At 71.0% G+C, this 22,158-nt stretch carries 23 protein-coding genes; 11 read left to right on the top strand and 12 right to left on the bottom strand.

Annotated features, from left to right (window positions below):
* From fahA to ED92_RS33695, 3 genes are all read right to left on the bottom strand, one after another.
* Nucleotides 1-1,176 carry a fumarylacetoacetase gene (gene fahA, locus ED92_RS33705; protein ID WP_037345346.1) on the bottom strand — a complete coding sequence of 392 codons (1,176 nt, stop codon included), beginning with the start codon at nt 1,174-1,176 and terminating at the stop codon, nt 1-3.
* On the bottom strand, nt 1,173-2,015 hold the full coding sequence (locus ED92_RS33700; protein WP_037345345.1) for a hypothetical protein: 843 nt from the start codon (nt 2,013-2,015) through the stop codon (nt 1,173-1,175). The genes fahA and ED92_RS33700 overlap by 4 nt, the downstream gene beginning before the upstream one ends.
* An 80-nt stretch (nt 2,016-2,095) precedes the next feature.
* Entirely contained in the window at nt 2,096-2,629 is a 534-nt protein-coding gene (locus ED92_RS33695; protein WP_037345343.1) for a MarR family winged helix-turn-helix transcriptional regulator, read from the bottom strand.
* A gap of 368 nt (nt 2,630-2,997) precedes the next feature.
* Here ED92_RS33695 and ED92_RS33690 point away from each other — a divergent pair, with 368 nt between their 5' ends.
* Genes ED92_RS33690 through ED92_RS33680 form a run of 3 tightly spaced genes read left to right on the top strand, consistent with a single transcriptional unit; the run spans nt 2,998 to nt 5,590 of the window.
* Complete coding sequence (locus ED92_RS33690) at nt 2,998-3,615, top strand: DUF1989 domain-containing protein (RefSeq protein ID WP_037345341.1); 618 nt, start codon at nt 2,998-3,000, stop codon at nt 3,613-3,615.
* Nucleotides 3,612-4,724: a tRNA-dihydrouridine synthase gene (locus tag ED92_RS33685; protein ID WP_037345340.1), complete on the top strand. Its 1,113-nt coding sequence runs from the start codon at nt 3,612-3,614 to the stop codon at nt 4,722-4,724. Before ED92_RS33690 ends, ED92_RS33685 begins: the two co-directional genes overlap by 4 nt.
* Entirely contained in the window at nt 4,721-5,590 is an 870-nt protein-coding gene (locus ED92_RS33680) for a polysaccharide deacetylase (RefSeq protein ID WP_037345339.1), read from the top strand. The genes ED92_RS33685 and ED92_RS33680 overlap by 4 nt, the downstream gene beginning before the upstream one ends.
* On the opposite strand, the gene ED92_RS33675 is transcribed toward ED92_RS33680, so the two are convergent.
* On the bottom strand, nt 5,578-7,137 hold the full coding sequence (locus ED92_RS33675; protein WP_037345337.1) for a PucR family transcriptional regulator: 1,560 nt from the start codon (nt 7,135-7,137) through the stop codon (nt 5,578-5,580). The two genes, ED92_RS33680 and ED92_RS33675, sit on opposite strands and share 13 nt — an antisense overlap.
* 117 nt (nt 7,138-7,254) lie before the next feature.
* Between ED92_RS33675 and ED92_RS33670 the strand changes: the two genes are divergently transcribed.
* From ED92_RS33670 to ED92_RS33660, 3 genes are read left to right on the top strand one after another with little or no spacing between them, the layout of a single operon-like run.
* Nucleotides 7,255-8,460 (top strand): serine/threonine-protein kinase, encoded by a 1,206-nt coding sequence (locus ED92_RS33670; RefSeq protein WP_037345335.1) that lies wholly within the window; start codon nt 7,255-7,257, stop codon nt 8,458-8,460.
* A 56-nt stretch (nt 8,461-8,516) separates the two neighbouring features.
* On the top strand, nt 8,517-9,143 hold the full coding sequence (locus ED92_RS33665) for a ClpP family protease (protein ID WP_037345334.1): 627 nt from the start codon (nt 8,517-8,519) through the stop codon (nt 9,141-9,143).
* Nucleotides 9,140-9,730: a ClpP family protease gene (locus ED92_RS33660; RefSeq protein WP_016335566.1), complete on the top strand. Its 591-nt coding sequence runs from the start codon at nt 9,140-9,142 to the stop codon at nt 9,728-9,730. Before ED92_RS33665 ends, ED92_RS33660 begins: the two co-directional genes overlap by 4 nt.
* Before the next feature lie 308 nt (nt 9,731-10,038).
* On the opposite strand, the gene ED92_RS33655 is transcribed toward ED92_RS33660, so the two are convergent.
* Nucleotides 10,039-10,371, bottom strand: coding sequence for a helix-turn-helix domain-containing protein (locus ED92_RS33655; RefSeq protein ID WP_037345333.1), 333 nt, complete (start codon nt 10,369-10,371; stop codon nt 10,039-10,041).
* A gap of 46 nt (nt 10,372-10,417) precedes the next feature.
* Complete coding sequence (locus tag ED92_RS33650) at nt 10,418-11,362, bottom strand: GlxA family transcriptional regulator (protein ID WP_037345331.1); 945 nt, start codon at nt 11,360-11,362, stop codon at nt 10,418-10,420.
* Between the two features lie 71 nt (nt 11,363-11,433).
* Between ED92_RS33650 and ED92_RS33645 the strand changes: the two genes are divergently transcribed.
* Entirely contained in the window at nt 11,434-11,769 is a 336-nt protein-coding gene (locus ED92_RS33645; RefSeq protein ID WP_037345329.1) for a cupin domain-containing protein, read from the top strand.
* Here ED92_RS33645 and ED92_RS33640 read toward each other — a convergent pair.
* The 4 genes from ED92_RS33640 to ED92_RS33630 form a co-directional block, all read right to left on the bottom strand.
* Entirely contained in the window at nt 11,754-12,419 is a 666-nt protein-coding gene (locus ED92_RS33640; protein ID WP_037345328.1) for a pentapeptide repeat-containing protein, read from the bottom strand. The two genes, ED92_RS33645 and ED92_RS33640, sit on opposite strands and share 16 nt — an antisense overlap.
* Nucleotides 12,420-12,473: 54 nt before the next feature.
* Nucleotides 12,474-12,650, bottom strand: coding sequence for a CsbD family protein (locus tag ED92_RS33635; RefSeq protein WP_034316186.1), 177 nt, complete (start codon nt 12,648-12,650; stop codon nt 12,474-12,476).
* 84 nt (nt 12,651-12,734) lie between these two features.
* Nucleotides 12,735-12,941 (bottom strand): hypothetical protein, encoded by a 207-nt coding sequence (locus ED92_RS42160; protein WP_081975984.1) that lies wholly within the window; start codon nt 12,939-12,941, stop codon nt 12,735-12,737.
* 129 nt (nt 12,942-13,070) lie between these two features.
* Nucleotides 13,071-13,532, bottom strand: coding sequence for a GNAT family N-acetyltransferase (locus tag ED92_RS33630; RefSeq protein ID WP_037345326.1), 462 nt, complete (start codon nt 13,530-13,532; stop codon nt 13,071-13,073).
* A gap of 95 nt (nt 13,533-13,627) precedes the next feature.
* Between ED92_RS33630 and ED92_RS33625 the strand changes: the two genes are divergently transcribed.
* Together ED92_RS33625 and ED92_RS33620 are read left to right on the top strand one after the other, a co-directional pair.
* Nucleotides 13,628-14,155: an EF-hand domain-containing protein gene (locus ED92_RS33625; RefSeq protein ID WP_199755051.1), complete on the top strand. Its 528-nt coding sequence runs from the start codon at nt 13,628-13,630 to the stop codon at nt 14,153-14,155.
* Between the two features lie 87 nt (nt 14,156-14,242).
* Nucleotides 14,243-15,196, top strand: coding sequence for a hypothetical protein (locus ED92_RS33620; protein ID WP_235213430.1), 954 nt, complete (start codon nt 14,243-14,245; stop codon nt 15,194-15,196).
* On the opposite strand, the gene ED92_RS33615 is transcribed toward ED92_RS33620, so the two are convergent.
* Complete coding sequence (locus tag ED92_RS33615; RefSeq protein WP_037345324.1) at nt 15,126-15,761, bottom strand: response regulator transcription factor; 636 nt, start codon at nt 15,759-15,761, stop codon at nt 15,126-15,128. The genes ED92_RS33620 and ED92_RS33615 overlap by 71 nt on opposite strands.
* Nucleotides 15,762-15,847: 86 nt before the next feature.
* Nucleotides 15,848-16,099, bottom strand: a complete 252-nt coding sequence (locus tag ED92_RS33610; RefSeq protein WP_037345827.1) for a hypothetical protein — start codon at nt 16,097-16,099, stop codon at nt 15,848-15,850.
* 278 nt (nt 16,100-16,377) lie between these two features.
* On the opposite strand from ED92_RS33610, the gene ED92_RS33605 reads away from it, so the two are divergent.
* Complete coding sequence (locus tag ED92_RS33605) at nt 16,378-18,435, top strand: BTAD domain-containing putative transcriptional regulator (protein WP_037345323.1); 2,058 nt, start codon at nt 16,378-16,380, stop codon at nt 18,433-18,435.
* A gap of 62 nt (nt 18,436-18,497) precedes the next feature.
* Nucleotides 18,498-22,145 (top strand): BTAD domain-containing putative transcriptional regulator, encoded by a 3,648-nt coding sequence (locus ED92_RS33600; RefSeq protein WP_037345320.1) that lies wholly within the window; start codon nt 18,498-18,500, stop codon nt 22,143-22,145.
* Nucleotides 22,146-22,158: the final 13 nt, after the last annotated feature.

The following is a 22,158-nucleotide window of genomic DNA, read 5'->3' as shown; positions in this document are numbered from 1 at the left end:
TCACTTCGCCGGCAGCACGCGTCCCCGCACCTCGCCGAACCCGATCCGCGAGCCGTTCGCGCCGGGCGCGGTGCCGGTGATCACGACCTCGTCGCCGTCCTGCAGGAAGGTGCGCTCCTCCCCCTTGACCGTAAGCGGTTCCTTGCCGCCCCAGGACAATTCGAGGAACGCGCCGCGCTGGCGCTTCTCCGGTCCGGAGATCGTCCCGGAGCCGTACAGGTCACCCGTGCGCGACGAGGCGCCGTTGACCGTCAGGTGCGCGAGCATCTGCGCGGGTGACCAGTACATCTCGCGGAACGGCGGGCGGCTGACCTCCTCGCCGTTCCATTCGATGACGAGGTCGATGTCGAGCCCCCACGGCTCACTCTCCCGCAGGTACGGCAGCGGCTCCGGATCGGTCTGCCCCGGCAGCGGGATCCGGGCGGCTTCCAGCGCCAGGATCGGCACCACCCACGGGGAGATCGAGGTCGCGAAGCTCTTGCCGAGGTGCGGGCCCAGCGGGACGTACTCCCACGCCTGGATGTCGCGGGCCGACCAGTCGTTGAGCAGGACCGCGCCGAAGACGTGGCGGGGGAAGTCGTCCGGCGTGATCGGGGTGTTCAGCGGCGTCCCGGTGCCGACGACGAACCCCATCTCCGCCTCGATGTCGAGCCGCGCGCTCGGCCCGAACACCGGCGCCGTGTCGGCCGGGGCCTTGCGCTGACCGTTCGGGCGCACGATGTCCGTACCGGAGACCAGAACCGTGCCGGAGCGCCCGTGGTAACCGACCGGGAGGTGCTTCCAGTTGGGCAGCAACGGTTCCGCGTCAGGGCGGAACAGCCTGCCGACGTTCGAGGCGTGATGTTCGGAGGCGTAGAAGTCGACGTAATCGGCGACCTCGATCGGCAGATGCAGCGTCACCCGTCCGATCGCGTGGACCGCGCCGTCGGGGAGTTCGCCGGAGACCAGGGCGCGGATCCGCTCGCGGACCGCCACCCAGCGGTCGTATCCCTGCGCCATGAACGGGTTCAGCGTCGGCGCGGCGAACACGTCGTCGCCGAGCGCCGCGGCCAGGTCGACGACGGAATCGCCGACGCGCACGCCGACGCGCGGGGAATCACCGTCGACAGAGAACACGCCGTACGGCAGGTTGTCGATCCCGAACAGGGAGCCTGCGGGGATGTCGATCGTGGTCATGCCTCTCCTCGGGGCGCCTCGAGCAGGCCGAGTCCGGCCAGTTCGGTCAGGGGGTCGGTGATGCTGCAGGTGCCGAACGACGTGAAGCCCGCGCGGACCGCGGCGACGCGATCCGCGTCCAGTGCGCGGAGCCGCTCGGCGATGACGGCACCGTCTCGTTCGGCGAGCACGGCTTCGGCGTCTCCGCCGGTGAGGACGGCGTCGGTGGCGAGCATCAGGTTGAGGAAACCGTGCTGTTCGAAGCCGGTCTCCGGATCGGTGTTGCGGAGGGCGTGGTGCAGGCCCGCGGTGGCTTTGAACGGCACCCCCGCCGCGACCGCCGCGCGGACGGCGGCGGCGAGTTCGGCTTCGTCGGGGTACAGGTCGGCGCGGACGCCACCGGTGCGGAACTTCGCTTGGTGACCGGTGCCGGAAAGGGCGGTCAGCAGCGGGACGCGCCGCTCGTCGCGCGGGATCTCGACGAAGACCGGCGCGGTGGCGCGGGAAAGCGCGGCGAGCACCTCGTCCGGGCCCATTCCGTCCGGGACGGCGATCTCGAGCGCTTCGAGCTTCACCGGGAGCTTGGCGACGGCCTCGTTCACCCCGTCGAGCTGCGCGGGTCCGCCGGGCAGGGTGACCGAGACCGGCAACGGGGTCTCGCGGCCATCCAGCACCTCGGCGAGGTCGCCGAGCGCGGTCGCGGCGATGACCAAGGGCCCGACGAGGCCGGCGTACCAGGCATCGAGGTGCTCGTCGTGGGCGGCGACGGCGTCCGGTAGTGGGGCCAGGCCCGGCGGGAACACCGCGGCGTCGTCGCACAGCCCGGCGAAGAGCGCGGGAATCCGTCCGCCGTCCACCATGGTCTCCTCCTCGCCGATTTAGTTCACGCTTTTACTATCCATCGGGCAGCGTAGTCCGGTCTTCCGGGCGACGGGAAGGCCTACGTGCGGCTCCGGGTGCCGAACTCGGCGCGGCTGGTGATCAGCTTGCCCAGCAGCATCACGAGGATGCGCTGTTCGGTCTCGGTCAACGCGTTCGTCCAGCCGAATTCGCGTTCGTTGTGCTCGCGGAAGACCGAGACCATCTCCTCTTGCCCCGCCTCGGTGAGCGACAACCGCACCGAACGTCCGTCGCGTTCGTCCGGGGCCCGGTCGAGCATCCCCTCGGCGACCAGCGTCTTGACCAGATTCGACACCGCGGCCCGGCTCATCCCGGTCAGCCGGGCGGCGCTGGTCGGTTCGAGCGGTCCGGCGAGCCAGACCACGAACAGCAGCCGGAACGCCGACCAGGACCGTCCGCGCGGCCGGTGCACCGCGGCTTCGAGATCGTAAGTCACCAGGTCGGAGGCACGATTGAGGGTCAGCAGCACCTCGGTCGCCAGCTGGTGACGGAAGCCGTACTCCTGCGCGAGCCGCCGGTTCGCCAGCGCCACGAACGACCAGAAGTCCAGTCCGGCCGCGTCCACGTCTTCCATCGGCGAACACTAACCCGGCTTCCCGAAAGTGGTCAAAGTCGAAACTACTTTTGGCAGCGTCTGCGATCTCATTGGGGGCCGGTAGAAGTAAATGTAGGCCTCCTTGAGGGACCCAGAGTCCCTCAAGGAGGCCTTCACGGACTTGACGATTGCCGCACGAGCGACCTTCCGGACCTGCCTTGGCCGCGGCCGCGATCGCCCGGTCCGTGAAGGCCTCCTTCCCTACCTTCAGGGTAGGAAAGGAGGCCTTCACTACCTCAAGGGTTCGACGAGTAACCATAGGCACTTGGATGTTTGTCTATCTGGAGTGCTTGATCATGGAGGTTTCTCCATGGCGAGCGGACGAGCCGTCCCTGTTTGCTGGGGGCATGAGCAGAACGGAAGTGCCACCAGGCACCGCCAAGGCAGTCCGCGTAGCGGCTGGAGACCTGATCCGCGTGATCGACGTCGACGGCGGCCAGGTCGGGGACGTGTTCGCCTTCCGCGACGGCGCCGGGACCGAACTGACCGAGCACCACAGCGCGGCGCACACCCGCGCCGGGGTCGACAGGCTGTTCCCCGCCGTCGGCGAGGCCTTCCTGACCGACCTGCGCCGCCCGATCCTCACGCTGGTCGAAGACACCTCCCCCGGCGAACACGACATGCTCATCCCGGCGTGTGACCCGGCCCGGTACACCGCGCTGGGCGCGCCAGGTCACCGGTCCTGCGCGGCGAACCTGCGAGAGGCGCTGGCAGCGGAGGGCCTGAGCTTCACCGGCCCGACCCCGCAGCCGATCAACGTCTTCATGCGCGTCCCGGTAGTCGAGGGCGGACGTCTGAACTGGCTCACCGCGAACTCGCGCCCCGGCGACGTGGTGACTCTGCGGGCCGAGATGGACTGCGTCGTCGTGGTCTCCGCCTGCCCGCAAGACCTCGTCCGGATCAGTGAAGCCGGACTTTCCCCGCTCGCCATCGAAACCGTCCACAATGGAGGAATCCGGTCATGACGACCACCGTCGAACACCCCGCGCTCACCCCGGCCACCCTCGGCGGTCTCGCGCTGCGCAACCGCTACGCCGTCGCCCCGATGTCCCGCGTCTCCGCGCGGCCCGACGGCACCCCGACCGGCGAAATGGCCGACTACTACGCCGAATTCGCCCGCGGCGGTTTCGGGCTGGTGTTCAGCGAGGGCACCTACCCCGACAGCGAGGCCAGCCAGGGATACCTCAACCAGCCCGGCCTCGCGCGGGACGAACACGTCGCGGGCTGGCGGGTGGTCACCTCCGGAGTCCGCGCGGCGGGCGGACGGATGATCGCGCAGCTCATGCACGCCGGGGCCATCGCGCAGGGCCACCCGAACACCGTCGGTCCTTCGGCCGTCCAGCCGCGCGGGGAGAAGATGCGCGCGTACGGCGGTTCCGGGCCGTGGCCGGTGCCCCGCGAACTGACCACCGCCGAGATCGACGACATCGTCGACGGCTTCGCGGCCGCGGCCGTGCGTGCCCGTCAGGCCGGCTTCGACGGCGTCGAGGTGCACGCGGCCAACGGATACCTGCTCGACCAGTTCCTCACCGACTACACCAATCAGCGCACCGACTCCTACGGCGGCCCGGTCGCGAACCGGATCCGGCTGACCGCGCAGGTCGTGACCGCCGTCGCCGAGGCCGTGCCGGAGCTGGTGACCGGCGTGCGGTTGTCGCAGACCAAGGTCAACGACTTCACCTATCGCTGGCCTGGCGGCCGCGCCGACGCCGAGGTGATCTTCGCCGCGGTCGCCGAGGCGGGTGCGCAGTATCTCCACATCGCCAGCGAGGGGCGGAACTGGCTGGAGACGGCGAAGCTGGCCGACGGCGGCACGATCACCGCGCTCGCCCGGCAAGTCACCGGACTGCCGGTGATCGCCAACGGCGGGATGCATGACCTCGCGCAGGCCCACGAGGTCCTCACCGGCGGGCACGCGGACCTGCTGTCGATCGGGCACGGCGCGCTGGCCAACCCCGATCTGCCCGCCCGCGTCGCGGCGGCGGAACCGCTGGCCGAGTTCGACCGGGCGATGGTCTCCCCGACGGTCACAGTGGCGAACGCGCGCCGTTGGCGGGAGAGTCGGCAGGCGTGACGGAAGCAAGCTGGCACGGCGGCGCGGCCGCGGTCGCGACCCTGACCTTCGACGTCGACGCGGAATCCCCGATCCTCGCCCGAGGACGGGGTTACGCGGACCACCTGTCGACCATGTCCCATCAGGCGTACGGGCCCCGGGTCGGGGTGCCGCGCGTCCTCGATCTGCTCGACGAACTGGCCGTGCCCGCGACGTTCTTCGTGCCGGGCTGGGTCGCCGAGCAGCGGCCCGGCCTCGCCGCCGCGATCGTGGAACGGGGGCACGAGGTGGCCCACCATTCCTACAGCCACCGGCCGCCGACCGCGATGACCGCGGCCGAGCAGCGCGCCGATTTCGAACGGGGCATGGCGGTGTTCGCCGCACAGGGCATCGAGATCAGCGGTCATCGCGCGGCGGGCTGGGAGTCCACTTGGGACACTCCGGCCCTGGTGGCCGAACACGGGCTGAGCTACGACTCGTCGCTGATGGCCGACGACCGGCCGTATCTGATCGAGACCGGGGCGGGCCGGATCGCCGAGCTGCCGGTGCACTGGTCGCTCGACGATTGGGAGCAGTACGCGTTCCTTCCCGCGCCGCACGTCGGCTCGGTGATCACGTCGCCGATACGAGTGCTGGAGATGTGGCGCGCCGAGCTGGACGCGATGCGCCGCTATCGGTGCCTGTTCAACCTGTGCCTGCACCCGTTCCTTTCGGGCAGGCCGGGGCGGCTGGAGGCGGTGCGCTCGCTCATCGAGTTCGGACTCGGGCTCGGTGACGTCCGGTTCGCCCGCTGCCGCGACGTGGCGGCCGCGGCGCTGGCGGACCCCGCCTTGCCCGTGGAACCGTTGCGGCGCCTCGAAGTCGACCCAGCCATTTATCCGGACTGAGCCGCTTCGAGCGCCAGGAACAGGTCGACCCGGTCCGCGGTCCGCCCGACGTCGCGGCCGGTCAGCTCGGTGACCTTGGCCAGCCGGTTGCGCAAGGTGTTGACGTGCACGAACAACGCCGCGGCGGTGGCCGCCCACTGGCCGTCGTGGTCGAGGAACGCCCGCAGGGTCGTCTCCAGTTCGCCGTCGCGGACGCGGTCGTGCTCACGCAGCGGGCCGAGCAGGGCGTCGGCGAAGGTGTGCCGCCACTGCTCGTCGTGCGACTCCAGCAGCAACCGGTAGCTGCCCAGCTCGGCGAAACTCGCCGCGATCGGCCCGCCGCGCCTGCCTCGGAGCACGCGGCAGGCTTCGCGGCTGCGTGACAACGGCATCCGCAGTTCGGCCGCGCCCGGCGCGGGGTCGGCGAGCCCGACGACCACGCGCCCACCGGAAAGCCGGTGCGACACCGCCGCCGCCAGCCGCGGCGCGAAGGCCGCGGGCGACTGCCTTCCCGAACGGAACGGCAGCACCGCGACGACGTCCTGGCTGCCCGCCGCCACGACCGCGGGCAGCCCGTCCGCCAGGAGGAAGTCCGTCACGGCTTCGGCCATCCCCGGCGGGGTCGCGGCTCCATCCCCCGCGAACGCCAGCGCGATCACCGCCAGCGGCCCGTCCGGATCGACCCCGAAAGCCCGCAGCCTGCCGGGCACTTCCGCGGCACGCTGCGCGCCGGAAAGCACCATGTCCAGCAGTTCGACGGCGAACCGCATCTCGATCGCCTGCACCGCCTGGTGCCTGGCCACCTCCAGGCTGAGATAGCGGGCGGTCTGCTCCAGCGCGTCCCGCTCCTCGCGCGTCAGCTCCGCCGCGGGACGCAGGCACAGCAGCGCGGCGTCGGCGTCCCCGATCGCGCCGACGGGGAACAACGCCGCCCGCGTCCCCGCGCCGAGATCGGCCTCCAGCGGCGGGGGATGCCCGGCCAGCGCCTCGGCCGCGGCGCGCGTCTGCCCGGCGTCCAGTTCGGCGCCGGCGGACGCCAGTTCCCGGCCCATCCGGTCCACGACCGCCAGCGGGAGTTCGTGCTCACGGCGGAGGACCGCGAGCACCCCGGACGCGCCCGCTCCCCTCGACAGCGCCGACGTCAGCTCGTCGCCTCGGCGCACCAACGACATCAGCGCGTTTTGCCGGTCGGTGGCCTGGATCGCCGCAGCCGCGCGGGTGACCGCCGTGAACGGCACCGCCACCGAGATCTCCAGCAACGGCAACCCGGCTTCCCGGCAGGCGTCGGCTAGCGCGGCAGGGGTCTCGCATTGTTCCACGCGCAGGCCGAAGATGATCCCCGCCGCTCCGGCGCCGACCACTCTCGCGACGAAATCCGCCGGATCGACGCGGTCCAGCCACAGGCCGTTGGTCAGCACGACCTCGTGCTCGCGCACGTACGGCCCCGGATCGGGGAGCTCGGTGTTGTGCACCCACAGCACCTGCCCGGCCAGCGCCCCGTCGCGGCCGGGGACGACCACCCGCAGTTCCAGGGCCGGGTCCTCGACCAGCGCCGCCAAGGTCAGCATGACTGTGAATATATCCAGCCGCACCGGTCCTTTATGGATGAACGGCCATTTCATCGTTTTGTCATGAGCCCTGGTTAGCGTGCCTCGGAGACCCTTCACGATTCGAGGAGCCCCACTGTGACGGCAGTTTCCAGCACGATCGCCGAGCGCTACATCCTGCTCGAGAAGCTGGGTGGCGACGGGACGGCCGTGCTGTGGCGCGGCGAGGACGGGCCGGACGGGCCGCGGGTCACGATCAAGGAGCTGCCGCTTCCCACGCACGAGCCCACTCGTGTGGAGCGGCTGAAGGAGGAAGCCCTCGTCGCGATGGATCACCCGTCGGTGGTGCCCGTCCGCGATGTCGTGGTCGCGGACGGAAACGCGTTCATCGTGATGGACCCGGTGGAGGGGCGGACCCTGGAGGACCTCGCGTCCGCGGGCCCGCTGCCGCCGCGGTTCGTGGCCGACATCGGCGGCAAGGTGCTCGGCGCGCTCGCCGCCGCGCATACGGCGGGCGTCGTGCACGGGGACGTGCGGCCCGCGAACATCCTGGTGGGTCCCGACGGTGCCGTGAAGCTGACCGGATTCGGGATCGCCAAGGCCCTCGACCCGGCGGGCACACCGGCCTTCCTCGCCCCCGAAACGATCGCCGGGCACGACGGCACACCGCATTCCGACCTCTGGTCGCTCGGCGTGACACTGCTCAGCGCGAGCGAAGGCGGGAACTTCTTCCAGCGGGCGAACGTCGCGGCCACGCTGTACGCCGTCGTCAACGAGCAGCCCGCCATCGACCGGACGCCCCGCCCGCTCGCGGACGTGCTGCGCGGGCTGCTGGCGAAAGCGCCGCATGCGCGTTTGCTGCCGGACCACGCGCTCCCGTTGCTGGCCCAGGCGGCGAGCGGGATCGAAACGCCGGTGCCGATCCCGCCGACGCGTCCCGGCCTGACACCGCCGTCGGTCTTCGCGGTCCTGGCCGGGGTGGCGAGCATGCTCTTCGGTTTCTTCGTGCTGGCGGACGCGATGCTGATCCACCACGCGTACCTGGTGCACGAGCATTGGGAGCCACTGCAGCTCTGTCAGGTCACCCTCGTCTTGTCCGGTGTGTTTTCGGTGGCCGGCGGCGGGCTCCTGCTCGCCAACGTCCGCCGTGGGCAGGTCATGATCACCATCGGCGGCGGTCTTACGCTGCTCAGCCTGCTTCTGCTGAAGGCGCTGGGCGAGGCGGAGTACCTGGGCCTTGCCCTGCAACCGGGGCTCACCCTCGACCTCCTCGCCCTCGTCTTCGCCATGCTCTTGACCATCACCGTGTGGTTCGTGCCGGCGAAACGCCCTGCTGTGGGCTGATCCGCTCACAGCAGAGAAACCGGCGGCCGGCCGGGCGACGGCGGCATGGTCGGGGCATGAGCGACAACGAGAAGCAGCCACTCTTCGACCAACGGCAACGGGAACGGTTCTTCAGCCAGCGTGTGCTGGTCCTCGACGGCCCGCTCGACGACGACAACGGGACGGTCCTCACCACCCAGCTGCTGTCACTGGCGAGCGAGGATCCGCGCAAGGACATCGCGTTGTGGATCCACTCGCCGGGCGGATCGGTCCCGTCGATGCTGGCGATCCGGGACGTGATGCGGCTCGTGCCGTGCGACGTCGCGACTCTCGCGCTGGGGCTGGCGTGCAGTGCCGGGCAGTTCCTGCTCTCGGCGGGCACCCCGGGCAAACGGTTCGCCCTGCCGCACGCGCGGATCCTGATGCACCAGGGTTCGGCGGGTATCGGCGGTTCGGCCGTCGAGGTCGAGGTGCAGGCGGACGACCTGCGCTACACGCGGGACACCGTGCTCGGGCTCATCGCCGACGACACCGGGCAGCCCATCGACCGGATCTTCGCCGATTCGCTGCACGATCGCTGGTTCACCACCGAGCAGGCCCGCGAATACGGCTTCATCGACCACATCGTCGAAAGCCTCGACCAGGTCGTCCCCGTCCGCACCCACAAACTCGGCCTCGGCACGGAAAGGGGTGCGAGCGCATGAGCACCTACACCATCCCCAACGTCATCTCCCGCAGTCCCGCCGGCGAGCGGATCATGGACGTCTACTCGCATCTGTTGTCGGAGCGGATCATCTACCTCGGGACCGCGATCGACTCCGGGGTCGCGAACGCCCTGATCACGCAGCTGCTGTACCTGGAGGCGGACAACCCCGAACAGGAGATCAACCTCTACATCAACACCGAGGGCGGCGACCCGTCGGCGATGCTCGCGCTGTACGACACCATGCGCTTCATCAAGGCGCCGGTGGCGACGACCTGTGTCGGCCAAGCCGTCGCGGCGGGCGCGATCCTGCTGGCGGCGGGCGAGGCGGGCCACCGGTTCGTGCTGCCGCACACCCGGGTGGTGCTGCACCAGCCCGCGGCGCAGGGGCGCGGCACGATCCCGGACCTCATCCTGCAGGCCGACGAGGTCGTGCGGGTGCGGACGCAGCTGGAGGAGATCCTTTCCGCCCACACCGGCCGCGCCGTCTCGGATCTGCGCCACGACACCGACCGGGACCGCGTGTTCGACGCGGCGGGCGCCGTCGCCTACGGGCTGGCGGACCGCGTCCTCGACGAACGGGCTTAGCGCGAAGTCTTCTGTTCTCGGAGGCGGATGAAGGGGACTTTCACCGCATGCGACGCGGGTAAAGCGCCCTTCATCTCGTGTCCGGGCGGACGGCGCGTGTGATCAGACGGACGACACGCGTGATTGGGCGGACTGCACTCGGACTCGACCGGTCCTGCCGCGAGGCGTCCGGCTGGACACGCGTGTCGTCCACTCAATCACCTGTGTCGTCCGTCTGATCACACGTGCTGCCCGGCGGTAGGTGTCCAGGACCCGACCGGATCTAACCCGACACGCCACTCACGACCGCGACGAACTGACGTGACCGCTTAGGCGGCCATGAGCACGGGCCCTCGCGGACGCCGTCCGACCGCGAGGCCCGTGCTGCCGCCCCGGCTGATCGTGCCCGCGATCCCGAAGAGCAGGTCCGCCAGGTCGAGCCCGAGCGCGCCGGTGACCGCGGCGATCATCTCGCTCGACGGCTCCTTCCGGCCGCGCTCGATCTCGGAGAGGTACTGCGGCGAGATTCCGGCGCGTTCGGCGACGTCGACGAGGCGGCCACCCTGTTCCTCCCGCGCGGCGCGCAGGCTCCGGCCCAGCACGTCACGCCACAGCGGTTCCGGCTCGGGACGCTTCTGCTGGAAAGGGAGGATGTCCGCCATACGGTCATCGTGACATCCGGGCCGGGGCCCGCGTACGCCGTTCCGCTCAAGGCGAAACCGGGCCCCGGAACGCGCGCCGGTACGCGCCCGGCGTCGTACCGACCTGATCTCGGAAGCGGCGGCGGAGGTTCACGGCCGACGCCAGCCCGACGCGGGCCGCGATCACGTCCACCGGCAGGCCGGTCTCCTCCAGCAGGGTGCGCGCCTCGGTCACCCGGCGGGTCAGCAGCCACGCGCCCGGCGTCGTGCCGAGCTGATCGGCGAAGCGCCGGGCCAGCGTGCGCGGCGAGACGTTGAGGTATGTGGCCAGATCGCCCACCGACAACGGCGTCCCGAGGCGGGCGCCCGCCCACTCGAGGAGACCGTCCAGCTCGTCGCCGGGCGGCGGGGCCGGCACGAACTGCGCCTGCCCACCGTCGCGATGCGGCGGCATCACCATGTGCCGGGCGACGAGGGCGGCGTGCGCGGCACCGTGGTCACGCCGGACGAGGTGCAGGCAGAGGTCGATCCCCGCGCCCGCCCCGGCGCTCGTGGCGACGTCGCCGTGGTCCACGTAGAGCACGTCCGGTTCCACCTTGATCAGCGGGAACTCGTCCCGCAGCTGAGCGGCGCGCGCCCAATGCGTGGTCGCCGACCTGCCGTCGAGCAGCCCGGTACGGGCCAGCGCGAAGACACCGGAGCAGATCGTGACGAGCCGCGCTCCCCTGGCGTGCGCGCGCAGGAGTGCCCGGCGCACGGGCGCCGACAGCGGTGCCTCGACCGGGGACCAGCCGGGGATGAGCACGGTGTCGGCGTCCGCCAGCGCGGAAAGGCCCCGTGTCACGGACATCGCGTACCCGGCCGTGGTCGGCACCGGGCCGGGTTTCTCCGTGCAGACGTCGAATTCGTAGTACCGCGGCACCCCGGCCCGCTCCGTGCCGAAGACCTCGGCGGCGATCCCGAGCTCGAACGTCGACTGCACCGGCCGCACCAGTGCCCTCACCCGATGCATGGCAGGAAAGTACCCCATGGTGTCTTCCCTGACACTGTCCGGCGGCCCGACGGCCCCGGCAGCATGGGGTCATGCATCCAGAGATCCTCGCCCAAGAGGGCTACACTTCCGTCTCCGTCAAGGAATCCCCCGTGCGCGAGCTCTTCCCCGGTATCCGCCTTCGTCCACTGTGGACAGGCGCGGACGGCGCACACGCGAACCTGCTGGAAATGGATCCCGGTACTTCTTGGCCGCACCGTGACGTCCACGAACCGGGCCCCGAAGAGGTGTTCGTCGTCTCCGGCACCTTCAACGACGGCGCGCGCGACTATCCGGCGGGAACGTTCCTGCACGCTCCGGCCGGCTCCTGGCACGTGCCCGCGTCGGCGACCGGATGCACGCTCTTCATCTTCTACCCCGAAGGCTGAACCGAAAGGCCGCTCTCGGCCGCGAGGATCCCGGCGACCGAGACGGCCTGCTCACCGGTGATCTTCGCGCCGCGCAGGGTCAGCAGACCGCGGACGCCGGACAGGCGTGAGCCGCGGAGGTCGCAGTCCACCGCGGAGGTCGCCGCGAATTCGGTTTCAGTGAATTCGCAGTCGACGAAGGTCAGCCGGGAGAGGTCGCCGGAGAACACCGTCTCCCGGAACGAACATCCGGAGAACACGACCGCGCCCTTCACCCGCTCGACCGTCACCGAGGCGTAGTCGAACCGCGCGTTCTCGACGTACAGATCGGTGGCGGCGGTGATCGCCACGCCGAGCCCGATCGCCCGGCAGCGCAGGATTTCGACCCGGCGAGCCGACAGGTCGCGGATCGCCGCGTTGGACAGGTCGACGCCTTCGAGGACCACGTTTGAGAGCGTCAGCCTGTCGAGCCGGGCGTTCGCCAAGCTCACTTCCGAGACGAGAGAGTGCGCGATCTCGCCGCCACCGCGAACGCCGTCCTGCTCACCGCCGTCGAGATGGACGGTGTCGAAATCGAAGTAGCCGCTGAAGACGGCTGGTTCGCTTTCGAGGTCTTCACGCTCGACCGAAGGCCGCCGTACCTTGACGCCGTCGAAATCCCGCAACTCCATACCCCGGACCGTACCGGGGCCCGCCTCGGCAGGCGGGCCCCGGCGGTCACGAGGTCAGTCCCGGACGCCCTTGACCGCGTCCTTGATCTTCTCGCCCGCCTGCTTGACGTTGGCCTTGCCCTGCTCGGCCTTGCCTTCCGCCTGCCACTGCTCGTTGTCCGTGGCGTTCCCGGCGGCCTCCTTGGCCTTGCCCTTGAGTTCGTCGATCTTGTTCTCGGCCTTGTCGTTCATCGGAGCCTCCTTCGTTGTCCGCTGAGCGACGGATACCCGGCTCACGGCCCCGAAAACGGCGTATTCGCTGTGGCGCCCGCCACGTCACCTTCCGGCGCCCGTGTGCCCGCAGGGGTACTCCGTCCTGGCGACGACCGCCGTACAGGCCGGACAGTTGTTCACCGGCCGCTCACGACGGCCCCAGTAGGGATGAGTGGCTCCGCAGAGCGCGGTGACCGGCTCGCCGAGACCGGGGTCCGGGTGGCAGACCCGGCAGTAGGCGTGCGCCGCCCGCTCGATTCCGGCTGTCATGCTCCACCTCCTGACGGGTACATACGGTACGCGTATCGCCGGCGTTCCCCGGGCGGAATCGGCATGTCCTGTTCGCAGCCAACGGAAACGGCGCGGCGACCACCGCACTGCCGCGGCTCGGCCGTTGTCTCAGCCGCGCGGAGAGTTCCGTACACCTCGTCGGAGGTAGCTGTACACGACCAGTCCTTCGTTGACCTCGGCCACTTTGTCGTACAGCCCGCGGGCCGGGGAATCCTCCAGCGTGTTCCAGTACAGGCGGGGGAAACCGCGCTCCTCGGCGTCCCGCGCCACCCACGCGATCATCGCGGCCGCGACACCCCGCCGCCGGGCGCCCGCGTCGACGAACAGGTCCGCCAGATAACACCGCTGCGCTCCCCAGACCCCCGCGTGGAACAGATAGTGCGCGAAGCCGACCGGCTCGCCGTCCAGCCGTGCGGTGATCCCGATCGGCTGCCCGTCGTCGACCAGGCGCCGCCAGGTCCGGTCGTAGGCGTCGTCGTCCCGTTCCACGGCGAAGTACGCGTCGTTGTCACGGGCCAGCGCTTCCCAGGAGGCGCGATCGGACTCGGTCAGGAAGCTGATCTCCACCATCCACCCATCGTGCCCGATGGTCCCCCGATCGTGGTTCCCCGTGCCCCTGAATGGCCGCTGTTCCGCTACTGCGTCCGGTTCTATCGTTCGGACGCATGGCAAGCGACTTGCAGCGACGCAAGGTGTCGGGGGTCTTCGCCGCGATGGACGTCGACGGCGACGGTTTCCTTGAAGAGCAGGACTTCCAGGCCCTGGCCGACCGCTGGGCGCGGCGGCGCGGGCCGGGCGACGAACGGCGGCTGACCGGCATCATGCTGAGCTGGTGGACGACGTTGCTGGCGGCCTCGGATCTGAACCGCGACAACAAGGTCACCCTGGACGAAGTGCTGATGGTGGTCGACAAGCTCCCGGACACGCCGGAGGCCGTGACCGCCACGGCCGACGCGATGTTCGAAGCGGTCGACGAGAACCGCGACGGCCTGATCTCCGCGGCGGAGTACCACCAGATGATCGAGGTGTGGAACGGCCGCCCCACCGACACCGACGCCACCTTCCCGCTGCTGGACTCCGACGGCGACGGGATGCTGTCGCGGGACGAGTTCGCCGCGCTGTGGCTGGAGTTCTGGGCGGGTGACGACGCGGAGGCACCGGGCACCCTCGTCTTCGGCCCGCTGGCCGTCTGACGGCTTTCGGGCGGACCCCGCGTCCATACGGGCCGACCGTGGCCGCCCGGCACGTCGCCACCGTCCCGGCCGCTCAGGATGGCACGCGTGGAAGCCGACTCGATGGTCTCGCGCGCGATCGCGCTGTGCCTGCGGGACCGGTGGACGGAAGCGGCCGAACTGTTGGCGGGGAACGATTCCTGGCTCGGCGAGCTCTTCGGCGGCCTGGCCGAGCTCTGGGACGGCCGTTCCGCGCGGTTCGGCGCGAATCTGACCGAGCGCGAGCGGTGGCCGTCGAGGACGGTACCGCGACACCTGAACGACCAGATCACCTCGTACGTCGCCGCGTTGCTGGTGCTGGGCGAACGAGCACGGGCAGAAAAGCTGCTCGCCGACGAGGCCTTCCCCGAATCCGGCCTGCGGGACAGCGAACGTTCGCTGCTCGCCGCCATGCGCGGACGGCCCGCTCTGGCGATCGACTTCGCGCACCGCAGCCTGGCCGGCCGTTCCGGGCCCGGCCATGACATCGGCGCGTCCGCGATGTACCTGTCGACGGTGTCGGTCCTGCTGTCACAGGGACGGCCCACCGAGGCACGGCGACTGCTGACCGCCGCCCGCGCCACGGCCCCGACGCTGGCGCATCTGCTCGACATCGCCGAAGCCCGCGTCGACATCGCGGTGGGTGAAACCGACCGGGCCATCCGGCGCCTCCACGCGGCGACCCGCGGGCTCGCCGTCGGCACGGACATCGCCTGGGCCGATCTCGCCGAGCTCGCGTTGCGGAGGAACGACCGGGCGTCGGCGAGGCAGGCGCTCGACGCGCTGAACGCACTCGCCGCCGCGATGCCGACGGGACGCGTGTTGCTGCATCGTCATCTGGTCCGGGCCTGCCTCGGTGAGGAACCCGCCGACGAATGCCTCTGGCTGGCCCGCGAACGAGACCAGCCGCTCGAACTGGCCGTCGTCGCCGAACGCCTGGCGAACCGTGCGGTCAGATCACCCCGGCCCGTACGGCGTACGCGACGGCATGCGGACGGTTCTTCAGCTTCAGCCGTCCGGTGATGCCCTGGATGATGTGCTTCACGCTGCGTTCCGAGTAGCTGAGCTCACCGGCGATCTCGACGGTGTCCTTGCCCTCGGCCATCAGCCGCAGCACGTCGATCTCCCGCGTGGTGAGTCCGGCGGTGTTGACGCCCATCGGGTCGAGCACCTCGCGCTGCAGCCGTTCGACGTGTTTGAGCAGTTCGCCGAGCAGGCTCGGCGGGAGCACGCCGCCGCCGGTGGCCGCCGCGCGGACCGCGTGCGCCAGCCGTTCGCCGGTCGTGGCCGATCGCGGCAGGACCGCCACCACCCGGCATTCGATGGCGGGCACGAGCTCCGCCTCGCTGATCTGGCTCACCACGAGCACCACCGGTTTGCCGTCCTCGGCGGCGAGCCGCCGCAGCCAGAGCACGATCTCCGGCGTCAGGCATTCGGCGGCGAACACCAGTACGTCGGTCTCGGCGCGCCGCTCCCAGTCCCGGATGTCGATCCCCTGTTGCGTGCCCAGCTGGCTGGCCAGGCCCGCCGTGGTGATCGGGTCGGGCGCGTGCACCGCCACGGTGATCTGTCGGGTTTCCGTGTCCACTTCGTCCCCTCCGCTTGTCCGCGGCCCCAGTCGGATGGATGGGACACAGTGTGCGAAGGGGCTCTTCACGAAGTCTCCACGAGACCTCAACGAGGTGTGAAGGACTTCATGGCCTGCTGAAACGCCTCGACGTACTTGGGGAGTTCGTCCAGGAGCTCGCGGAGCCTGCCCTCGGGGCCGGTGTAGTCCGGGTCGGCGAGGAGGGCGTAGCCGTAGGCCAGCGTCCGGCGAAGTTCGGCGACGCGGGCTTCCGCCACGTCGGCGTCGACGACCAGCCTGCCGTTCTGGGCGAGACTGAGCAGGACATCACCGGCGAACAGCTCCTGATCCTGGCTCACCGGCACAGCATGCACAGCCACGGATGCCCGCCACCAGCGCCGGACGACACTTTGCCCCTGCGAACGCCCGGCTTTGCCCACTCGCCCGTCACCCGTCCGGGCGGCGGAAAACCACATGAACGGACATCCGATAGTCCAAGGGACGGCGAAATCCGGTCATGCCCGGCCAAACCCACACGGTGAGTGTCCGATTGATTGCGAAACCCACATCGGCGCCACTAGGCTTTTCGCCGGGCGGGACACTCTTTTTCGGCGGTCGGAAGCGCGGGCGGCAGGTCATGGACGAGGTTTCCTCGCTGACGGTGCGGCTGCTGGGCGGTTCCCCCGCCCGCCACGGCGACGGCGAGATCGCGCTGGGTCCTGCCCAGCGGCAGGCGGTGTTCGCCACGCTCGCGCTGCACGCAGGCCAGGTCGTCTCCCGCCGGGAGATCATCGACGCCGTCTGGGGCGAGCGGCCTCCGGACAGCGCCACCGGCATCGTGTACACCTACGTCTCGGCGCTGCGCCGCGCGCTGGAGCCTGCCGGCGAACCGCTCGTCGCCAGCCGCGCGGGCTACCGCCTCGACCTGCCGAAGCAGCAGGTCGACGTCCATGTCTTCGAAGCCGAGCTGGACCGTGCCCGCGCGCACCGGCTCGACGGCGCGCACCAGCGGGAGCTGGAGTCGCTGCGTTCCGCGCTCGGACAATGGCGGGGCTCCGCGCTCGACGGGATCCCCGGCCCGTTCGCCGAGACCCAGCGTGCCCGGCTGAACGAACTGCGCCTGAGCGCGCTCGAACGTCAGGCCGAGGTCGCGCTGCGGCTCGGCGAGCATCGCGAACTCGTGGACGAGCTCGCCGTGCTGGTCGAGCGTCATCCGCTGCGCGAAGGCCTGCACCGCATGCTGATCACCGCGTTGTTCCGGTCCGGGAGGCAGGCCGAGGCCCTGGCCGCGTTCGACCGCGCCCGCGAGACGATCATCGAGCGGTCCGGCCTCGAACCCGGCCCGGAGCTGCTGGACCTGCGGCGACGGATCCTGGACGACGATCCGGCACTGCACGGACGGCCGGAACGTCCCCACCGGACGCACGCCGTCCCCGCCCGGCCGTCCGCGTTCGTCGGCCGGGAGTTCGAGCTCGGCCGCCTGCGACGGCACCTCACCGCCCTGCTGGACGAAGGCCGCGGCGGAACGGTCTGGCTGGACGGCGAAGCGGGCAGCGGCAAGAGCGCGTTCCTGGCTGAGGCGCTGGCGACGGCCAGGAGCAGGACACGCTGGGTCGTGGCCGACGAGCTGAGCGGCGCGGTCCCGATGAGCCTCATCGCCGACTGCCTCGGCGCCGCGGCGCTCGACGATCTCGGCAAAACGGTCACCGAACTCTGCGAATCTGGGCCTCAGGTGCTCGTCTTCGAAGATCTGCACTGGGCCGACGAGGAAAGCCTGCTCGCCTGGCAGCGGCTTCACCGGCTCACCGCGCACCTGCCATTGCTGCTGATCGGCTCGGCACGCCCGCTCCCCCGGCGCCGCACGCTCGACGTCCTTCGCTCGGAGTTCGACGGCGAGATCGTCCCGCTGCCGCCGTTCGACGGCCCGGCCGTCGCCGCGCTCGCCGAAGAGACCCTGGCCAGGGCTCCAGGTGACGACTTCCTCCGGTTCGCCGCCGAGTACACCGCCGGGAATGTCGGCTATCTGCGCGGGCTGTTCGCCGAGTTCGCCGACGGCCACGAGCCGGACACCACGCCGCATGGCATGCTCGCCGCCGTGGTGGAAGACCATCTCGCCACGCTTTCCGTGCCGGGCAAGCGAACGCTGAATTCCGCCGCGCTGCTCGGCTCGTCGTTCACCGTCGCGGATCTGGCGGGCGTCACCGGCCGCGAACCGCGGTCGCTCACCGGGGCGGTCGAGGAGGCGCTCGCCGCGCACGTTCTCGAAGCCGAGGGAGACCGTCTGCGGTTCCGCGTTCCGCTCGTTCGAGCGGTGTTCGCCGGGAACACGCCGCCCGCCATCCGCGCCGTGCTGCACCAGGAGATCGCCACGACCATGGCGGACTCCGGCGCGCCCGCGGATCGTGTCGCCGAACAGCTGCTCCAGGCGGGCGACGAGCTGACCGCGCCCTGGATCCCCCGCTGGGTGCTCGACAACGTCCGCGCGCTGTCCGCCGGGACCGCCGTCGAACTACTCGATGTGCTTTCCCACCAACGGAATCTCACCGAGGAGCAGCACGAGGAGCTGACCGGCGAGCTCGCCGCGCTGCTGCTGCCCGGCTCGGCCGCCGCGCCCTCCTGGCCCACCCAGCCCTGGTGCACTCCGCTGCACGCGCTCGCCCGGGTGCGCAACCCGAGCGCACCGAGGACGTCCTAAACTGCGGGGACACACACCAGTGATCCGGCCACTTTCGCTGTAAGACGAGAAATGGAGCCGGCGTGACGAACGGGCTGCGCGTCGAGCTGCTCGGGCCGCCTCGTGCCTGGCTCGACGACGTCGAGCTGAAGCTCGGGCCCGCCCGCCAGCGCGCGGTCTTCGCCACCCTGGCGACGCGGCGCGGCCAGGCGATCTCCCTCGGCGAACTGATCTCGGACGTCTGGGGCGGGTCGGCGCCCGCCAGCGCCACCGGCAGTGTCCACACCTACGTCTCCGGCCTTCGCGGGGCGATCCGCAAGGCGGGCGGGGACGCGCACGGAGTCCTGCGTTCGTCCGGATCGAGTTACTCGCTGCGGCTGGACGGGGAAGCGCTCGACGTCCACCGGTTCGAAAAGGACGTCGCGGCCGCCAAAGCGGCACACGCCGATCAGCGGGGCGCGGCCGCGCGGCTCACCTCCGCGCTCGGTCTCTGGCGCGGCGAGGCCTACTCCGGCGTGCCCGGCCCGTTCGCCGAAGCGGAACGCGTCCGCCTCGCCGAACTCCAGCTCACCGCCGCCGAACTGCGCGCCACCGCCTTGCTCGGCATCGGCGACCACCGTGAAGTGGTGGCCGAGCTGACCGCGCTGGTGCAGCGGCATCCGTTGCGCGAGTCCCTGCACGAGACGCTCATGCGCGCCCTGTACGCCAGCGGGCGCCAGATCGAGGCGCTCGGCGCGTATCGCGAGGCCAGGCGGATCCTTCGCGACGAACTCGGCGTCGAACCCGGCGCCCCGCTGCGGGATCTGCACCAGCGCATCCTCGACGGCAGCGAAAAACCCTTCACCGCGCCGAAACCGGTGCCGGTCCGCGTCGTGCCGCCGCCGGTGGCCAAGGCGATCGAGCGCGGCGGGCACGGCCACCTGCCCGGCCGAGCCCGGCAGGTCGAGCGGTTGGACGGCTTCGTCACCGACGTGCTCGCCGGCCGCGGCCGCCCGGTCTGGCTCGAAGGCGAACCGGGTATCGGCAAATCGGAGCTGCTGATCGCCGGGCTGGCCGGTGCCGCGGCGCGCGGCTGCCAGCTCGCCTGGACCGCGGCCGACGAGCTGCAGCAACGGTTCCCGCTGCAGGTGATCATGGAATGCCTCGGCGTGCACCACGGCGCGGCGGATCCGGCCAAGGCCAAGCTGGCCGGTGAGCTGCACGCCGAACCCGCGCACGGGGACTGGGGCCCGACCGACCCGATCTTGTCCACTGTGGACAAATTGCTGACGCTGGTCGACGAAACCTGCGCGGCGGGCCCGCTGGTGCTGGTGATCGACGACCTCCACTGGGCCGACGAGGCCAGTGTGCTGTTGTGGCAGCGGCTGGCCGCCGCCACCCGCCAGCTGCCGTTGCTGCTGGTCGCCGCCACGCGCACCGGGCACGGCCGCCGGGATCTGGCCCAGCTGCGTCGCGGGGTCGAGGCGAGGGACGGCGAGATCATGCCGGTCGAGGTGCTGACCGACGACGACATCGCCGCCGTGTTCGAGGCGATCCTCGAGGCGAAGCTCGGGCCGAGCCTGCGCCCGCTGGTCCGGCGCGCGGCCGGGAATCCGCTCTACGCCAGGGAAGTCGCGCACGACCTGGTCCGGAGCGGCGCGGTGCGGATCACGGCGGGCGTGGCCGAGGTGACGCTGGACGGCACCGAGAACGCGCCGCGGTCGCTGCTCGCGGCCGTGGCCAGGACGTTGGAGACCCTCGACCCGGCCACGACCGGGATCCTGCGCACCGCCTCCCTGCTGGGCGCGGAGTTCGCCGTCGAGGACATCGCCACGCTGGCCGGCAAGAGCCCGCTCGAGGTGCTGCAGGAGCTGGAGCCCGCCATCACCGCGGGCGTCATCGAGTACGCCGGCGACAAGCTCGCCTTCCACCATCCGTTCCAGCGGCAGGCGCTCTACGGCGCCATCGACGAACCGGTCCGTGCCGGGCTGCACCGGTGCGCCGCCGAATCGCTCGCGCGGGCGGGCGCGCCGGTCAAACGGGTCGCCGAACAGCTGGCCGCCGGACCGGTGCCGTTCGACCCGTGGCTGGCGGGCTGGCTCACCGCGAACCACGTCGCGGTGTCCAACCGCGCCCCGCATATCGCGGCCGACCTGCTGCGCGGTGCGCTCGACAGCGCGGTGCCCACCCGTGAGCAACGGGAGACGCTGATCGCCGCGCTGGTCCGCGTGCTGTTCCGGCTCGAACTCACCCCCGAGGCCGAAGCCGAGGAGGCGGTGAAGACCGTCGTGGACAAGGCGGATCTGGCGCAGATGCGGCATTTCCTGGCCGCGCTGCGCTACCGCCGGGGCGACACGCCGGGCGCGATCGAGGCGCTCGGTGACACCGCGGACGATCCGTCGATCCCGGAACTCTGGCGCACCAGCACCCGGACGCTGCTCGCCAACTTCCGCCGTGGAGACCTGTCCGATCTCGACGAGACCGAACGGATCGCGCGAGGCCTGCACACCGAGGCGGCCGAAGCGGGTGAGCGCTACCCCGCCGCGCACGCGCAGCAGACGTTGTGGCTGGTGCACTCGATCCGCCGGGAGCACGACCGGGCGCTGACCGCGATCGACGCCGCGCTGGAGACCGCGGGCCACGAGGCGGACCTGGCGACGCTGCGGTTCGACCTGCTCGACAACCGGCTCTTCACCCTGCAGAACCTCGACCGGCTCGCCGAGGCCGACGCCACGCTGCACGCCGGGTACGAGACCGCGGCGCGGCACGGCCTGCCGACCGGTCCGCAGGTCTCAGCGGCCGTGCACTACTACTGGACAGGGCGCTGGGACGAGGCGCTGGCCGAGCTGGACTCGGTCACCGAGGACGGTCCGGCGATCACCTTCTACGGCGTGCGCGAGCCGGGTGCCGCCGCCCTGCTGCTGCACGGGGTCGCCGCGCTCATCGCGGGCCATCGCGACGAACGCGTCGCCGTCCGAGCTCATCTGGAAGCGGCCGAGGCGCATTCGCCGTCGAACTCGTCCGAACGCGAGAGCTGCGACTTCTACCTGGCGGCACAGGCGATGGCCGCCGAACAACGTGGCGAGCTCGACGACGCGCTGCGGTTGTTCGCGCCGGTGCTGCGCCCCGACTACGCCCGGATGATGCTGCGCCACCAATGGCTTCCCGACGTCGTCCGCGTCGCGATCGCCGCCGGGAACGACGCCGTCGCGCAGGAAGCGCTCGCTGTCTGCGCCGAAGAGGCGAGCCAGGAGACCGTGCCGGCCAGGGCGACCGCCGCCGCCCTGCGGTGCCGGGCGCTGATCGACGGCGATCCCGAAGGCATGCGGGCCGCGGCCGATCACTACCGCGAGGTCCGTCGTCCCATCGAACTGGCGGCCGCCCTGGAAGACGCCGCCGAACTGCTCGGCCGCGCCGGGTACCTCGAAGAGGCGACCCGTTCGCTCACCGAGGCGTGCGAAGTGCTCGGGCCGGTCGGTGCCACCTGGAGCATCCGCCGCGCGGAAAGCAGGCTGCGCCGCTACGGCGTCTTGAGCCGCGCGGAACGGGGTCCCCGGCACAGTGGAGCCCTGTCGCCGCTGGAACTGCGGGTCGCGCGGCTGGTGGCGGCGAAACTGTCCAACCCGGAGATCGCCGCGGAGCTGAGCCTTCCGCGAAGGACGGTGCAGTCGCTGGTGTCCAGGGTGCTGACCAAACTGCACGCCGATTCCCGGCTGACCGTCGGCGATCAGCTGCCGAGACGACTCGCGTGACCGCACGATCGAG

Source organism: Amycolatopsis sp. MJM2582 (assembly GCF_000754115.1).
Lineage (GTDB): Bacteria > Actinomycetota > Actinomycetes > Mycobacteriales > Pseudonocardiaceae > Amycolatopsis > Amycolatopsis japonica.
This window is presented reverse-complemented; position numbering and strand designations above follow the sequence as displayed.

Bases quoted from the DNA above. Each gene is read 5' to 3' on its own strand.
- fahA (WP_037345346.1), bottom strand. From the start codon at position 1,176: ATGACCACGATCGACATCCCCGCAGGCTCCCTGTTCGGGATCGACAAC.
- ED92_RS33700 (WP_037345345.1), bottom strand. From the start codon at position 2,015: ATGGTGGACGGCGGACGGATTCCCGCGCTCTTCGCCGGGCTGTGCGAC.
- ED92_RS33695 (WP_037345343.1), bottom strand. From the start codon at position 2,629: ATGGAAGACGTGGACGCGGCCGGACTGGACTTCTGGTCGTTCGTGGCG.
- ED92_RS33690 (WP_037345341.1), top strand. From the start codon at position 2,998: ATGAGCAGAACGGAAGTGCCACCAGGCACCGCCAAGGCAGTCCGCGTA.
- ED92_RS33685 (WP_037345340.1), top strand. From the start codon at position 3,612: ATGACGACCACCGTCGAACACCCCGCGCTCACCCCGGCCACCCTCGGC.
- ED92_RS33675 (WP_037345337.1), bottom strand. From the start codon at position 7,137: ATGCTGACCTTGGCGGCGCTGGTCGAGGACCCGGCCCTGGAACTGCGG.
- ED92_RS33665 (WP_037345334.1), top strand. From the start codon at position 8,517: ATGAGCGACAACGAGAAGCAGCCACTCTTCGACCAACGGCAACGGGAA.
- ED92_RS33660 (WP_016335566.1), top strand. From the start codon at position 9,140: ATGAGCACCTACACCATCCCCAACGTCATCTCCCGCAGTCCCGCCGGC.
- ED92_RS33655 (WP_037345333.1), bottom strand. From the start codon at position 10,371: ATGGCGGACATCCTCCCTTTCCAGCAGAAGCGTCCCGAGCCGGAACCG.
- ED92_RS33650 (WP_037345331.1), bottom strand. From the start codon at position 11,362: ATGCATCGGGTGAGGGCACTGGTGCGGCCGGTGCAGTCGACGTTCGAG.
- ED92_RS33645 (WP_037345329.1), top strand. From the start codon at position 11,434: ATGCATCCAGAGATCCTCGCCCAAGAGGGCTACACTTCCGTCTCCGTC.
- ED92_RS33640 (WP_037345328.1), bottom strand. From the start codon at position 12,419: ATGGAGTTGCGGGATTTCGACGGCGTCAAGGTACGGCGGCCTTCGGTC.
- ED92_RS33635 (WP_034316186.1), bottom strand. From the start codon at position 12,650: ATGAACGACAAGGCCGAGAACAAGATCGACGAACTCAAGGGCAAGGCC.
- ED92_RS42160 (WP_081975984.1), bottom strand. From the start codon at position 12,941: ATGACAGCCGGAATCGAGCGGGCGGCGCACGCCTACTGCCGGGTCTGC.
- ED92_RS33630 (WP_037345326.1), bottom strand. From the start codon at position 13,532: ATGGTGGAGATCAGCTTCCTGACCGAGTCCGATCGCGCCTCCTGGGAA.
- ED92_RS33625 (WP_199755051.1), top strand. From the start codon at position 13,628: ATGGCAAGCGACTTGCAGCGACGCAAGGTGTCGGGGGTCTTCGCCGCG.
- ED92_RS33605 (WP_037345323.1), top strand. From the start codon at position 16,378: ATGGACGAGGTTTCCTCGCTGACGGTGCGGCTGCTGGGCGGTTCCCCC.